We start from the raw sequence: 14,519 nt of genomic DNA, 5'->3' as shown, positions 1-14,519 counted from the left end.
CGCGTTCGGCAGGAAGAAAAAAACCGGCATCGCGCCGGTTTTCTTTTTGGGGGGAGGCGCTGCCGTCGGCGCCTTCGGGCCTTCGGATCAGGCCTGGAGGAACAGGCGGTACGCGGGGTTCGCGGTTTCTTCCACGTAGGGATAGCCCAGCGTCTCGAGGAAGGCATCGAAGGCCTCGCCGTCGCCGGCCGGCACCTGCAGCCCGACCAGGATGCGGCCGTAATCCGCACCCTGGTTGCGATAGTGGAACAGGCTGATGTTCCAGTTCGGCCGCATCAGGCTCAGGAACTTGAGCAGCGCACCGGGGCGCTCGGGGAAGATGAAGCGCAGCAGGCGCTCGTCGTGCGCGAGGCCGGTGCGGCCGCCGACCAGGTGGCGCAGGTGCTCCTTGGCGAGCTCGTCGTGCGTGAGGTCGAGGGCGTCGAAGCCGTGCTCGCCGAAGGCCTTGGCGATGACCGCCGACTCGCCGCGCGTCGAGGTCGTGAGGCCGACGAAGACGTGGGCCTGGGCCGCGTCGCTGATGCGGTAGTTGAACTCGGTCACGTTGCGCAAGCCACCGCCCGGCGAAGCCGCGTTCGTGTCGGCGTCGCCGATCGGCATCTGGCCGACCAGCTCGCACAGCCGGCGGAAGCTGCCGCGCTCCTCGGGGATCGTGACCGCGAACAGCGCTTCGCGCTCCTCGCCGACTTCCGCGCGTTCGGCCACGAAGCGCAGGCGGTCGAAGTTCATGTTCGCGCCGCTGAGGATCGCCGCGTAGGTCTCGCCATGGCGGCCATGCTGCGCGGCGTACTGCTTGATCGCCGCCACCGCCAGCGCGCCCGAGGGCTCGACGATGCTGCGCGTGTCGACGAACACGTCCTTGATCGCGGCGCAGACCGCGTCGGTGTCGACCGAGACGTAGTCGTCGACGAGGTCGCTCGCGACGCGGAAGGTTTCCTCGCCCACCAGCTTGACCGCGGTGCCGTCGGCGAACAGGCCCACGTCGGTGAGCGTCACGCGCTGGCGCGCGGCGACCGATCGCATCATCGCGTCGGAGTCGTTCATCTGCACGCCGATCACCTTGATCTCGGGACGCACTGCCTTGATGTAGTTGGCCACGCCCGAGATCAGGCCACCGCCGCCGATCGCGACGAAGACCGCGTCGAGCCGGCCCTGGTGCTGCCGCAGGATCTCCATCGCGATCGTGCCCTGGCCCGCGATCACCTCGGGGTCGTCGAAGGGATGGACAAAGGTCAGGTTCTGTTCGGCCTGCAGCTCGAGCGCGCGCGTGTAGGCATCGGAATAGCTGTCGCCATGCAGCACGACCTCGCCGCCGAAGCCGCGCACCGCATCGATCTTGAGCTTGGGCGTGGTCACCGGCATCACCACCACCGCGCGCGCGCCGAGTTTGCGCGCGCCGAGCGCCACGCCTTGCGCGTGGTTGCCGGCCGATGCGCAGATCACGCCGTTCGCGAGTTGCTCGGCGCTCAGGTGCGCCATCTTGTTGTAGGCCCCGCGCAATTTGAAGCTGAAGACCGGCTGTTGATCCTCGCGCTTGAGCAGCACGGTGTTGCCGATTCGCTCGCTCAGCGCGCGCGCTTTTTCGAGCGCCGATTCGACCGCCACGTCGTACACGCGGGCGTTGAGAATTTTTCGGAGATAGTCAGCAGGTGTCAGTGCCGACGGAGGTGCATGGCGCACGATTGTTCCTGGGGAGAATTTTGTTAACAACGAATGATAAGAGGCATCGGGATTGCATACGGGAGACGACATGGACACAAATGTCATAACTCTCTTTCCCAACGCGCCTGCCGCGAATGATTCCGGTTTTTTTGGACGCACCTATCCCGCAGTCCCACCGGCCGCCGAAAAGTTCAAAGACGGACAGAATCTGTTATCAATTTCTGTCAGTGATCTTTCGGAAAAGTTCATGCGCGCCGAGGCGGCGCGCGTTCAACGCGGGGAGATCGGACGTCCCACCTGGCAGGTGATGGGCAACAGATTGCGTGCGCATGTCCTTCCATTGCTCGGGGACTTGCCCGCGCAGGCCTTCACCACGCGCGATGCACAACGGCTCATCGATCGGCTCGGCGACGAGGGCTTCACGAGCACGACGATCGCGCAGTACCTCGTGCTGCTGCGCAAGGTCGTGATGCATGGCGTGCACATCGGCGTGTTGCGCGAGGCGCCGGTGTTCCCAAAGGTGAAGGTGCGCAGCCGGCCGCGCGGCAGCTTCAGCGTGGCCGAGTACCGCGCGCTGATCGCCGCGGCGCGCAGGCTGCGCGGACGATCGCATCCGTGCTCGATGCACTCGCGCCAGGCGACCGCTTCTGGATCGCGCGCGAACTGCTGGTGATGCCCGAGGAGATGCCGTGGCTGATCCGCTGGATGGTCAACACCTTCGTGCGGCCGAGCGACATCAAGCTCATGAAGCACAAGCACATCGAGGTGGTGCGCGCGAAGCATGTCTACCTGCGCATGAACCTGCCCGAGACGAAGCGGCACAGTCAGCCGATCGTGAGCCTGCAGCCCGCGGTGCGCGTCTACGAACGGCTGGTTGCCCATCGTGCGCGGCACGGCTTCGATGGCGCGGACGACTACATCTTCCTGCCGCAGCTCAAGAACCGCGAGCACGCGCTCGCGGTGCTCAACTTCCTCTTTCACTGGGTGCTCGAGGTCGAGGGCATCGAGAAGGGGCCGCTGGGACAGGACCGCACGCTTTACTGCCTGCGCCATACCGCCATCACGTTGCGTTTGCTCTACGGGCAGGGCATCGACATGCTGACCTTGGCGCGCAATGCGCGTACGAGCGTCAACATGGTCGAGCGCTTCTATGCGTCGGTGCTCAATGGGGAGATGAATGTGGGGCTGCTGCAAAGCAGGCGTGGGCGGACAGTCTGAGCAAACGCGGAGAGCCCGTTTGGCGACGGGCACTGGTGTAGCGCCGCCGACCTCGAACGCCTGAGGGCGCCGCTGCGGATGCTGCAAAGGTGGATTCGGAGAGAGCGCCGAGAGAGCGCTCGGCACAGACGACCAAAAAGCCGCCCGGCGTGAACCGGGCGGCTTTGGATCGGAAGGATTCGATCTGGCGAGAGCCAGCATCGGAATCGGCTTCTTTCAGGCTTGCTTAGAACGCGTGGCGGATGCCGATGTCGTAGCCGGTGGCCGTGCGCGGAGCCCAGCCGAGGTTCTTGGCGGCATCCAGGTAGCCCGGGGAGCCGCCCGTGGTTGCGCCCATCACGCCGGGGTTGTTCTGGCCGTCCTTGATGCGGATGCGAGCCACCGTGGCATACAGCGCCGTGCGCTTCGACAGGTTGTGCACATAGCCGATGGCGAGCTTGTTCGCCGAGGCATCGCGATTGCCGCCGAGGAGCGCGTCTTCGACGCTGAGCGGTGCGCCGTTCTTGAACTTCACGGTCGAGTACGAAGCGCGGATCAGGCCCGGGCCGACCGGCACCGTCACGCCCAGCAGGTAGCCGTTGTACTTGTCGCTCTGCGAGGTGGTGGCGAAGTAGGGGACCGATTGCAGCGTGAGGGGGTTCACGAAGCTCGAGCTCGCGCCCGTTTCGTTCTTGTCCTTCACGCGGGACACCTCGCCGAAGAGCTTGACCGGACCGAAGTCGTACGAAGCGCCGAGGTTGAAGGTGCTGATCTTGCGATCCTGCGAACCGGTGATGAGCGAGAACTTGTCGAAGGTCACGCTGTCGGCCGCGGTGCTTTGACCGTAGGCGGCTGCCACATCGATCGGACCGTTGGCGTAGCCGAAGCGGCCGCCGATGTATCGACCCTTGGTCGACGGGCTTTCGGGCAGGCCGCTCGACTTCGTGTTCTCGTGCAGCGCGTACTGGATCTGGCCGTAGAAGCCGCCCAGGTTCGGAGGCAGGAAGTACCCGATGCTGTTGCTGGCGCGGTAGTAGTTGTCGGTCTTGCTCACCGGAGAACCGGGGCCGACGGCCGTCGACAGGTTGCTGTTGATCGTGGCGAAGAGGTTGGTGCCGACGCCATTGGTGCCGAACGGATCGAACACGGTGTCGTTCCAGAACGTGGGGGTGTAGTCGCGGCCGAGGCGGACTTCACCGAAGCCACCCGACAGGCTCACGGTCGAACGGCGGCTGAAGTCGGCGATACCCTTGGCGCCATCGTCGTTGCTGATGGGAGCCTCGAGCCAGAAGCTGGCGGCCAGGCCGCCGCCGAGGTCCTCGGTGCCGCGAAAGCCGATGCGGCTGGTGTTGTAGCCCGAGTTCGTCAGCGCGGTCTGGCTCTGCTTCACCCCAATCGGGGCCACCAGGAAGGGATTGGCGAGCGCGCTGTAGTAGGTGCTCTTCGTCGAATAGTTGCTGACTGCGGCATCGACCACACCGAACAGCGTCACGGAAGACTGGGCCGAGGCAACACCGGCAACAGCCAGGGCAGCCAGAGCAGCTGCCCTTTGGGCTAGCTGGCTAGAGTGGCCGGCTTCGGCTGGCTAGAGTTGGCGAGGCGCCCAAGAAAAAGCCCCGAGCCTTGCAGCTCGGGGCTAAATCCACCAATTGGAAGGGTGGAGGAGACAACTTGCACGCACCGGGGTGCGCAATGAAATAAAGTATATCGGTTGTTTGTTGCGATGCAACAAGCGAGTGACGCTTTTCCCACACAGATAACGATGCTGGGCGTGATTTTTGCCAGACATCCGGAACCGGAGTTCAGAAAAAGATGGAATGCACTGTAAGTTGGACCGGCAATGCGGGTGCGCGCTCGTCCATGGGATTCGTGGCCGAGACGGGCAGTGGCCACGTCCTGATGATGGACGGGGCGCCCGACGCGGCAAAGCCCGAGAACGGCGGCCAGAACCTGGCGGCGCGCCCCATGGAGACGGTGCTGGCCGGCACCGGCGGCTGCACGGCCTATGACGTGGTGCTGATCCTCAAGCGCGGCCGCCACCAGGTCGAGCGCTGCAGCGTCAAGCTGACCAGCGAGCGGGCCGAGAAGGATCCCAAGGTGTTCACCAAGATCCACATGCACTTCACGGTGGCCGGCAAGGGAATTCCGGCCTCGGCGGTGGAGCGAGCGATCGCTCTCAGCCACGAGACCTACTGCTCCGCCAGCATCATGCTGGCCAAGACCGCCGAGATCACGACCAGCTTCGACCTGATCGAAAGCTGATCCTTCCCGGGGTCAGATCCGGTGCGCCAGGGTCGTCATGACCCGCGAGGCGACCCGCATCAGGGCCTTGGCGGGCGGCGGCAGCTCCGCGGCGCCCGCCGCCACGGCATTTTCGGCATGCCGGGCCTCGTCGGCCTTCATCTGTTCGACCACGGCGCGCGAGGCGCTGTCCGCCAGGGGCAGCCGATTCAGGTGACTGTCCAGATGCGCCTCGACCTGGCGTTCGGTTTCGGCCACGAAGCCCAGGCTCAGCGGGTCGCCGAGCCGTCCGGCGACCAGTCCGAGGCCGAATGCGCCCGCGTACCAGAGCGGATTGAGCATCGAGGGACGGGCGCCGAGCGCGTCCAGCCGCTCGCGCGTCCAGGCCAGGTGGTCCGTTTCCTCGTGCGCCGCCTCGAGCAGCTGCGCGCGCAGCACGGAATCGCGTGCCACGGCCGCCTGCGCCGTGTAGAGCGCCTGCGCACAGACTTCCCCGACGTGGTTGACGCGCATCAGCGCGCCGGCTTCGCGCCGTTCCGTATCGCTCAGTTCGCCCGGCGGCCGGGACGGGACCGGGGTGGCGCGGGTGGCATGCGGCCGGGCGAACAGCGTCCGGAGCGCGGAATCGGCGGCGGTCAGCAGGGGGTCGAGCGAAGTCGTCATGGAAGGATTGGAACGCAACTTGCCAAAGCACCGATCCCGGCAAGTTTTTTCGCATCGTGAGATCAAAAGGCCCTAAGTCCTTTGTTGCATCACTGCAACGAAACGCGGCAGGGGTAGGAGATTTCGGCCGAATTGTTTTGCCCTGCCGCATCGGCTCTGGTGCAATAGCGACAACTTCCCAAAAGGAGGTTGGCCCGGGGTCCGGTGGGAGCACAGAAGTGCCAGTCACGGTGAGCCCTTCGCACCGGAGCCCTATGTTTAACCTTGGAGAAACTTGCAATGAAAAAATCTCTAGTTGCTCTGGCTGCCCTGGCTGTTGCCGGTGTTGCCTCGGCTCAATCGTCCGTGACGCTGTTCGGCGTGGTTGACGCTGCAGTCAGCGGCTATTCGACCAAGAGCAATCTGATCGTCGCCAACCCGTTCGCGATCCCCCCGTTCGGCGTTCCCGGCTCGCTGAAGCGCAGCCAGACCGCTCTGTCGAACTCGGGCTACAACTCCAGCCGCATCGGCTTCCGTGGTACGGAAGACCTCGGTGGTGGCCTGGCAGCCAGCTTCTGGCTCGAAGCCCCGATCACGAACGACGACGGCAAGGGTGGTATCTCCAACTTCGCTCGCCGCTCGACCGTGAGCCTGTCGGGTGGTTTCGGTGAAATTCGTCTGGGTCGTGACTACACCGCCACGTTCTGGAACGACACCGTGTTCGACCCCTTCGGCACCAACGGCGTCGGCTCCAGCGCGATCTTCCGCACCAGCGTGAACCTGGCTTCGGCCCACGGCGGTCAGCCGGCTGGCGTGGCGGCTTCGGACAGCTATGTTCGTACCAGCAACGCCATCGCTTACTTCCTGCCCCCGAACCTCGGCGGTTTCTACGGCCAGTTCCAGTACGCTCTGCATGAGAACGTCAAGTCGGACGAAGTCCTGAACAGCCCGAGCAAGCGCGGTCGTTACGTCGGCGGCCGCTTCGGCTACGCCAACGGCCCCCTGGACGTCGCTGTCGCCTACGGCATCGACACCAAGGACGGCGCTCCCCTGCCGGGCAACGCTGCTGGCTTCTCGAAGGACGAGCTGAAGACCTTCAACCTGGGCGCTTCGTACGACTTCGGTCCGGTCAAGCTGTTCGGTGAACTGTCGCAAGTCAAGGACTCGTACGACCGTAACCAATCGGTCACGCTGCTCGGCCTGCCGTTCATCTACACCCAAGGTCTGTCGGACAAGTACAACGGCGCCCTCATCGGTGCTACGGTCCCCGTCGGTCCTGGCCTGATCCGCGCTTCGTACTCGCAAGTCAAGTTCAAGCCTGACAGCGCTCTGGTTCCGTTCAACTTCTACAACGACGGCAGCGCTCGCGCCAGCCAGTTCGCTGTTGGCTACGTGCACAACCTGTCGAAGCGTACGGCTCTGTACGCTACGCTGTCGCGCATCAGCATCAAGAACGGCCAGAACAACAGCATCCTCGGTCTGACGACCGGTGGTTCGCCTGGCTTCGGCACGATCGCTGGCCAAACGTACGCTCCGAAGAGCGCTACCGGCTACGACTTCGGTATCCGTCACGCTTTCTAATTTGACGCTGGCGCAAGCCAGCTTCAAATCGAAAGATCAAGAAGCCGCTCGACGCAAGTCGAGCGGCTTTTTTTCATGGGCATTCGATCGGCATCGGGCCCTGTCGAGTCAGCCTCGCGCCGCTCTCGAAAAGCACACGCGCACCAAGCGCGTGCACCCCGGGGAACCCCCGTGCGGGCACGCAGTTTGCACTGCTAGCATGCCTGCTCTTTTTCAGAACTGAATGATTGCCTTCGTACTGCGCCGCCTGATCCAGGCCGTGATCGTGATGGTCGCGGTCGCGTTCATCGCCTTCCTTCTCTTCCAGTACGTGGGCGACCCGGTCGTGTTCCTGCTGGGCCAGGACGCCCGGCCTGAGCAGATCCGCGAAATGCGCTCCGCGCTGGGGCTCGACCGTCCCTTCTTCGTGCAGTTCTGGCATTTCCTGGTGAATGCGGCGCAGGGCGAATTCGGCCTGAGCCTGCGCCAGGGCGCCAAGGTCTCGCGCCTGATCGGCGAGCGCTTCCCGGCCACGCTCGAACTGGCCCTGGTCGCCGCGCTGCTCGCGCTGCTGGTCGGCATCCCGATGGGCGTGTACACCGCGCTGCGCCGCGGCACCTTCATGAGCCAGGTCTTCATGACCGTCTCGCTGCTCGGCGTGTCGCTGCCCACCTTCCTGATCGGCATCCTGCTGATCCTGGTCTTCGCCGTCACGCTCGGCTGGTTCCCGAGCTTCGGCCGCGGCGACACCGTGCAGATCGGCTGGTGGTCCACCGGCCTGCTCAAGTCCGATGGCTGGATGCACATCGTGCTTCCCGCGATCACGCTCGCGATCTTCCAGCTCACGCTGATCATGCGGCTGGTGCGTGCCGAGATGCTCGAGGTGCTGCGCACCGACTACATCAAGTTCGCGCGCGCTCGCGGCCTCTCGAACCGCGCCATCCACTTCGGCCATGCGCTCAAGAACACGCTGGTGCCCGTGATGACCATCACCGGCCTGCAGCTCGGCGGCCTCATCGCCTTCGCGATCATTACCGAGTCGGTGTTCCAGTGGCCGGGCATGGGCCTGCTGTTCATCCAGGCCGTGACCTTCGCCGACATTCCCGTGATGGCCGCCTACCTGTGCCTGATCGCGCTGATCTTCGTCACCATCAACCTCATCGTGGACCTGCTGTATTTCGTGGTCGATCCACGGCTGCGCATCGGCAAGGCGGGAGGACACTGACATGAGCGCCACCCCCACCGCGGCCACCCCGCGCCTGCAGGCCAACGGCCGCGCCTTCGCCCACATCGCGGCTTCTACCCCGAGATCGAGGCCTTCCGGCGCGACCTGCACGCGCATCCCGAACTGGGCTTCGAGGAGGTCTACACCTCGGGCCGCGTGCGCGAGGCGCTGCGTGCCTGCGGCGTCGACGAGATCCACGACGGCATCGGCAAGACCGGCGTGGTCGGCGTGATCCGCGGCCGTTCCACCGCCAGCGGCCGCATGATCGGCCTGCGCGCCGACATGGACGCGCTGCCGATGCGCGAGGACAACGACTTCGGCTGGCGCTCGTGCACCGAGGGCCTGATGCACGGCTGCGGCCACGACGGCCACACGGCCATGCTCGTGGGCGCGGCGCGCTACCTCGCCGAAACGCGCAACTTCGACGGCACCGCGGTGCTGATCTTCCAGCCCGGCGAAGAGGGCTACGCCGGCGCGCGCGTGATGATCGAGGACGGCCTGTTCGACCGCTTCCCGGTGCAGTCGGTCTATGCCATGCACAACTGGCCCGCGATGCCGGCCGGCACGGTCGGCATCAACCGCGGCGCGATGATGGCCGCGGCCGACCGCATCACGATCGAGATCAAGGGCAAGGGCGGCCATGGCGCGCACGCCTACCTCACGGTCGACCCCGTGGCCATCGCGGCGCACCTGATCACCGCGGTGCAGACCATCGTCTCGCGCAACGTGCGGCCCATCGACGCGGCCGTGATCAGCATCTGCGCGATGCAGGCCGGCGATCTCGGTGCCTTCAGCGTGGTGCCGGGCGAGGCCACGCTCGTGGGCACCGTGCGCACCTTCAGCGCGCGCGTGCAGGCGCAGGTCGAGCAGCGGCTCGGCGAGCTCTGCAAGTCCGTGGCCGCGGGCTTCGGCGCCACCGCCACGCTGAAGTACGAACGCATCTACCCGGCCACCATCAACACCGCGCCCGAGGCCATGTTCGCGGCCGACGTGGCCGAGTCGCTGGTCGGTGCCTCCAACGTCGATCGCAGCCTCGAACCCAGCATGGGCGCCGAAGACTTCTCGTTCATGCTGCAGAAGAAGGCCGGCGCCTACCTGCGCCTGGGCCAGGACGCGCGCCGCGGCGCCTTCCTGCACAACAGCCGCTACGACTTCAATGACGAGATCCTGCCGCTCGGCGCCGCGCTGCACGCGGGGCTGATCGAGCGGGGCATGCCGCTTGCCGCGACCCGCGGCGAGCAGCCGGAGAGAGCTGCCGCCACCGCGGCGCCTTGATTGTTTTGATCCCAACCCGAGGAGTGTTCCCCATGAGTCTCAGAAGAAATGTGGCCGCGGCCGCCGTCGTGTGCGCCCTGGGCGCCGTCAGCATGGTCGCCGGCGCGCAGACCATCCGCATCGCCAACCAGGGCGACGCGCTGTCGCTCGATCCGCACTCGCTCAACGAATCGCTGCAGCTCAGCGTGACGGCGAACGTCTACGAAACCCTCGTGGGCCGCAACAAGGACCTGAGCCTCGCGCCGCTGTTGGCCACCAGCTGGAAGCAGACCTCGCCCGACGTCTGGCGCTTCGAGCTGCGCAAGGGCGTGGTGTTCCATGACGGCACGCCGTTCACCGCCGACGACGTGGTGTTCAGCTTCGCGCGCGCGCAGGGCGACGGTTCCGACATGAAGGCCACGCTCAGCGAGATCAAGGCCGTGCGCAAGGTCGGCGATCTCGCCGTCGAGATCGAGACCAACGGCCCGTTCCCGATCCTGCCGACGTGATCTCGCTGACGATGATCATGAGCAAGAAATGGTGCGAGGAGAACCAGGCCACCAAGCCGGTCGACCGCCGCAAGGGCATCGAGAACACGGCCTCGTTCAAGGCCAACGGCACCGGCCCGTTCCGCGTGCGCGAGCGCCAGCCGAACGTGCGTACCGTGTTCACGCGCAACGGCACCTACTGGGGCAAGATCGACGGCAACGCGCAGGAGATCGTCTTCACGCCGATCGCCAACCCCGCCACCCGCGTGGCCGCGCTGGTCTCGGGCGAGGTCGACGTGATGGAGCCGGTGCCCGTGCAGGACATCGCGCGCATCAACGCCGCGCCCAACGCACGCGTCATCACCGGCCCCGAACTGCGCACCATCTTCCTGGGCATGGACCAGAAGCGTGACGAGCTGCAGTACTCGAACATCAAGGGCAAGAACCCGTTCAAGGACAAGCGCGTTCGCCAGGCCTTCTACCAGGCCATCGACATCGCCGGCATCCAGCGCACCGTGATGCGCGGCGCCTCGCGGCCCACCGGCCTGCTGGTCGGCCCCGGCATCAACGGCTGGACCGCCGAGCAGGACAAGCGCCTGCCCTTCGACGTCGAGGCCGCCAAGAAGCTGCTGACCGAGGCCGGCTATCCGAACGGCTTCGAGGTCTCGCTCAACTGCCCGAACGACCGCTACGTCAACGACGGCCAGATCTGCCAGAGCGTGGCCGCCAACCTCGCGAAGATCGGCGTCAAGATCAACCTCGTGGCCGAGACCAAGGGCACCTACTTCCCGAAGATCCTGCGCCGCGACACCAGCTTCTACATGCTGGGCTGGACCCCGACCACCTACGACTCGCACAACGCGCTGAGCTCGCTGACCTCCTGCCCCGACGACAAGGGCACGGGCCAGTTCAACCTGGGCGCCTACTGCAATCCGAAGCTCGACGAGATCACGAAGAAGATCCAGTCCGAGAGCGACAAGACCAAGCGCAACGAGCTGATCAAGGAAGCCTTCAAGATCCATGCGGACGACGTCGGCACGCTGCCACTGCATCAGCAGTCGCTGGCCTGGGGCGTGAGCAAGAAGGTCGAGCTGGTGCAGCTGGCCGACAACTTCATGTATTTCAAGTGGATGAGCGTCAAGCCCTGACGCGGCCCTTGGCTGCTCCTGCGGCCTGACCCCATGGGCCCGCTTCTTGCGGGCCCATTCCTTTTGCTTCCACGATGAAAAAAACCATTGCTCGCTGGTTCGACAGCGACGTCGGCTACAGCTTCCGCACCTCGCCGGTGGCGATCGTCGCGGCGCTGATCGCGCTGACCTGCCTGTTCTGCGCGGTGTTCGCCGGCTGGGTGTCGCCGCACAACCCCTTCGATCTCGCGTCGCTCGAACTCGGCGACGCGCGCCTGCCGCCGGCCTGGACCACCGACGGTTCGGCCAAGTACCTGCTGGGCACCGACGACCAGGGCCGCGACATCCTCTCGGCCGTGATCTACGGCGCGCGCATCTCGCTGATCGTCGGCGTGGTGTCGGTGGTGCTGTCGGTCCTCGTCGGCGTCGTGCTGGGCCTCTTGGCCGGCTTCTTCGGCGGCTGGCTCGACACCTTCCTCATGCGGCTGTGCGACGTGATGCTGTCGTTCCCGCCGATCCTGGTCGCGCTGCTGATCGCCGGCGTGGGCCGCGCGCTGTTCCCGCATGCCAACGATTCGCTGGCCTTCGGCGTGCTCATCATCTCCATCTCGCTGACCGGCTGGGTGCAGTACGCGCGCACCGTGCGCGGCTCCACGCTGGTGGAGCGCAGCAAGGAGTACGTGCAGGCCGCGCGCGTCACCGGCGTCGCGCCGATCCGCATCATGCTGCGCCACGTGCTGCCCAACGTGCTCGGGCCGGTGATGGTGCTGGCCACGATCCAGGTCGCGACCGCGATCATCACCGAGGCCACGTTGTCCTTCCTCGGCGTCGGCGTGCCGCCGACCTCGCCCTCGCTGGGCACGCTCATCAGCATCGGCAACCAGTACCTGTTCTCGGGCGAATGGTGGATCACCGTGTTCCCCGGCGCGATGCTGGTGCTGATCGCGCTCAGCGTGAACCTGCTGGGCGACTGGCTGCGCGATGCGCTCAACCCGCGGCTGCGCTGAAGAAGCGGGAGACACGCCATGACACTGCTACAGGTCAAGAACCTCGTCGTCGAATTCCCGAACCGTCGCGGCACCCTGCGCGCGCTCGACGACATCTCCTTCGACATCGCGCCGGGCGAGATCCTCGGCGTGGTCGGCGAATCGGGCGCGGGCAAGTCGCTCACGGGTGCCTCGATCATCGGCCTGCTCGAGCCGCCGGGCCGCGTGGCCGGCGGCCAGATCCTGCTCGAGGGCCAGCGCATCGACAACCTCGGCTTCGACGCCATGCGGCCGATCCGCGGCCGCAAGATCGGCGCGATCTTCCAGGACCCGCTGACCTCGCTGAACCCGCTCTACACGGTGGGCCGGCAGCTCATCGAGACCATCCGCACCCACCTGCCCGTGACCGAGTCGGAAGCGCGCAAGCGCGCCATCGGCCTGCTGCAGGACACCGGCATTCCCGCCGCCGAGCAACGCATCGACCACTTCCCGCACCAGTTCTCGGGCGGCATGCGCCAGCGCGTGGTGATCGCGCTCGCGCTCGCGGCCGAGCCCAAGCTGATCGTGGCCGACGAACCGACCACCGCGCTCGACGTGTCGATCCAGGCGCAGATCATCCAGTTGCTCAAGCGCATCTGCAAGGACCGCGGCGCGGCCGTGATGCTGATCACGCACGACATGGGCGTGATCGCCGAGACCTGCGACCGCGTGGCCGTGATGTATGCGGGCCGCATCGCCGAGATCGGCCCGGTGCACGAGGTGATCCACCAGGCGGCGCATCCCTACACCGCGGGCCTGATGGCCTCGATCCCCGACATGGCGAGCGACCGCGAGCGGCTGAACCAGATCGACGGCGCGATGCCGCGGCTCAATGCGATCCCCAAGGGCTGCGCCTACAACCCGCGCTGCCCGCGCACCTTCGCGCGCTGCCTCGAGGAGCGGCCCGAGCTGATGCACGCGGGCGCCACGCGTGCCGCCTGCTGGCTGCACGACGCGACCGATCCGCACACCGGCCAGGCCGAGATCGCGGCGAAGCATCACGACGCGCTCGCGGCCGGCGAACGCGCCACGCCCGAGGCGGCCGAACCGATCGTGGAGGTGACGCGATGAGCGCCGTGATCGAACCCGGCAAGGCCGGCGGCGGCGAGCCGCTCGTGGTCGCCCACGACCTCGCGCGCACCTTCGACGTCTCGCCACCCTGGCTCAACCGCGTGCTCGAGCGCAAGCCGCGCGTGCTGCTGCATGCGGTCGACGGCGTGAGCTTCTCGATCGAGCGCGGCAAGACGCTCGCGCTGGTCGGCGAATCGGGCTGCGGCAAGAGCACGGTCGCGCGGCTGCTCGTGGGCTTGTACGCGCCCACGCGCGGCGGACTGCAGTTCGACGGCCAGGACGCGCACGCGGCCTTCAAGACCGCCGAGGGCCGCAAGCTGCGCCGGCGCATCCAGATGATCTTCCAGGACCCCTACGCGAGCCTCAACCCGCGCTGGATCGTCGAGGACATCATCGGCGAGCCGCTGCGCGAGCACGGCATCCTCAGCGACAAGGCCCAGCTGCGCGAGCGCGTGGGCCAGCTGCTGCAGTCGGTGGGCCTGTCGCCGCTGGACATGAGCAAGTACCCGCACCAGTTCTCGGGCGGCCAGCGCCAGCGCATCTCGATCGCGCGCGCGCTGGCCACGCAGCCCGAGTTCCTGGTCTGCGACGAGCCCACCTCGGCGCTCGACGTGAGCGTGCAGGCGCAGGTGCTCAACATCATGAAGGACCTGCAGCGCGAGCAGGGCCTGACCTACCTGTTCATCTCGCACAACCTCGCGGTGGTGCGCCCACGTGGCCGACCAGGTGGGCGTGATGTACCTGGGGCGGCTGGTGGAGGTGGCGGACAAGCAGAAGCTGTTCGCGACGCCGCAGCATCCGTACACGCGCATGCTGCTCGACGCGATCCCGCAGATGAAGCACACGGGGCGCGCGCGCACGCCGGTGCAGGGCGAGGTGCCGAACCCGCTCAATCCGCCCGCGGGCTGCGCCTTCCATCCGCGCTGCCCGCACGCGAATGCGCGCTGCTCGGCCGAGCGGCCGAAGCTCCAGAGCATCCGCGGCGTGCAGGTGGCCTGCCATGCGGCGGAGGAGGGGCGGATCTGAG

General features: G+C 66.5%; 10 protein-coding genes and 3 pseudogenes. 10 read left to right on the top strand and 3 right to left on the bottom strand.

Annotation, left to right across the window (positions count from 1 at the left end; genetic code table 11):
- Positions 1–87: 87 nt before the first annotated feature.
- Positions 88–1,752: a threonine ammonia-lyase, biosynthetic gene (ilvA, locus tag ACHMXE_RS36955; RefSeq protein ID WP_395348751.1), complete on the bottom strand. Its 1,665-nt coding sequence runs from the start codon at positions 1,750–1,752 to the stop codon at positions 88–90.
- Between ilvA and ACHMXE_RS36950 the strand changes: the two genes are divergently transcribed.
- Together ACHMXE_RS36950 and ACHMXE_RS36945 are read left to right on the top strand one after the other, a co-directional pair.
- Positions 1,751–2,335, top strand: coding sequence for a hypothetical protein (locus ACHMXE_RS36950; protein ID WP_395348750.1), 585 nt, complete (start codon positions 1,751–1,753; stop codon positions 2,333–2,335). The genes ilvA and ACHMXE_RS36950 overlap by 2 nt on opposite strands.
- Positions 2,278–2,880: a hypothetical protein gene (locus ACHMXE_RS36945; RefSeq protein ID WP_395348749.1), complete on the top strand. Its 603-nt coding sequence runs from the start codon at positions 2,278–2,280 to the stop codon at positions 2,878–2,880. Before ACHMXE_RS36950 ends, ACHMXE_RS36945 begins: the two co-directional genes overlap by 58 nt.
- Before the next feature lie 226 nt (positions 2,881–3,106).
- Here ACHMXE_RS36945 and ACHMXE_RS36940 read toward each other — a convergent pair whose 3' ends face one another.
- A complete protein-coding gene (locus ACHMXE_RS36940) occupies positions 3,107–4,396 on the bottom strand; it encodes a porin (RefSeq protein ID WP_203206099.1) in 1,290 nt (429 codons plus the stop codon).
- Between the two features lie 275 nt (positions 4,397–4,671).
- On the opposite strand from ACHMXE_RS36940, the gene ACHMXE_RS36935 reads away from it, so the two are divergent.
- A complete protein-coding gene (locus ACHMXE_RS36935) occupies positions 4,672–5,121 on the top strand; it encodes an OsmC family protein (protein ID WP_203204544.1) in 450 nt (149 codons plus the stop codon).
- 12 nt (positions 5,122–5,133) lie between these two features.
- Here ACHMXE_RS36935 and coq7 read toward each other — a convergent pair whose 3' ends face one another.
- Positions 5,134–5,763 carry a 2-polyprenyl-3-methyl-6-methoxy-1,4-benzoquinone monooxygenase gene (gene coq7 / locus ACHMXE_RS36930; protein WP_395348748.1) on the bottom strand — a complete coding sequence of 210 codons (630 nt, stop codon included), beginning with the start codon at positions 5,761–5,763 and terminating at the stop codon, positions 5,134–5,136.
- 279 nt (positions 5,764–6,042) lie between these two features.
- Between coq7 and ACHMXE_RS36925 the strand changes: the two genes are divergently transcribed.
- The 7 genes and pseudogenes from ACHMXE_RS36925 to ACHMXE_RS36895 all read left to right on the top strand — a co-directional run bounded on the left by ACHMXE_RS36925 (position 6,043) and on the right by ACHMXE_RS36895 (position 14,518).
- Positions 6,043–7,323, top strand: a complete 1,281-nt coding sequence (locus tag ACHMXE_RS36925) for a porin (protein ID WP_209546468.1) — start codon at positions 6,043–6,045, stop codon at positions 7,321–7,323.
- Between the two features lie 223 nt (positions 7,324–7,546).
- Positions 7,547–8,527: an ABC transporter permease gene (locus ACHMXE_RS36920; protein WP_395348747.1), complete on the top strand. Its 981-nt coding sequence runs from the start codon at positions 7,547–7,549 to the stop codon at positions 8,525–8,527.
- A gap of 1 nt (position 8,528) precedes the next feature.
- Positions 8,529–9,802, top strand: a pseudogene (locus tag ACHMXE_RS36915) (M20 aminoacylase family protein).
- Between the two features lie 32 nt (positions 9,803–9,834).
- Positions 9,835–11,417: pseudogene (locus tag ACHMXE_RS36910) on the top strand (ABC transporter substrate-binding protein).
- 74 nt (positions 11,418–11,491) lie between these two features.
- On the top strand, positions 11,492–12,403 hold the full coding sequence (locus ACHMXE_RS36905; RefSeq protein ID WP_395348746.1) for an ABC transporter permease: 912 nt from the start codon (positions 11,492–11,494) through the stop codon (positions 12,401–12,403).
- Positions 12,404–12,421: 18 nt separating this feature from the next.
- Complete coding sequence (locus tag ACHMXE_RS36900; protein WP_093355490.1) at positions 12,422–13,492, top strand: ABC transporter ATP-binding protein; 1,071 nt, start codon at positions 12,422–12,424, stop codon at positions 13,490–13,492.
- Positions 13,489–14,518: pseudogene (locus ACHMXE_RS36895) on the top strand (ABC transporter ATP-binding protein). Before ACHMXE_RS36900 ends, ACHMXE_RS36895 begins: the two are co-directional and overlap by 4 nt.
- The last annotated feature ends 1 nt before the right edge of the window (position 14,519 follow it).

This window comes from Variovorax sp. UC122_21 (genome assembly GCF_044056785.1).
In the GTDB taxonomy this organism is placed as follows: domain Bacteria; phylum Pseudomonadota; class Gammaproteobacteria; order Burkholderiales; family Burkholderiaceae_C; genus Variovorax.
Note: the sequence above shows the minus strand (reverse complement) of the source record. Positions and strands in the feature narration are given on the sequence as shown.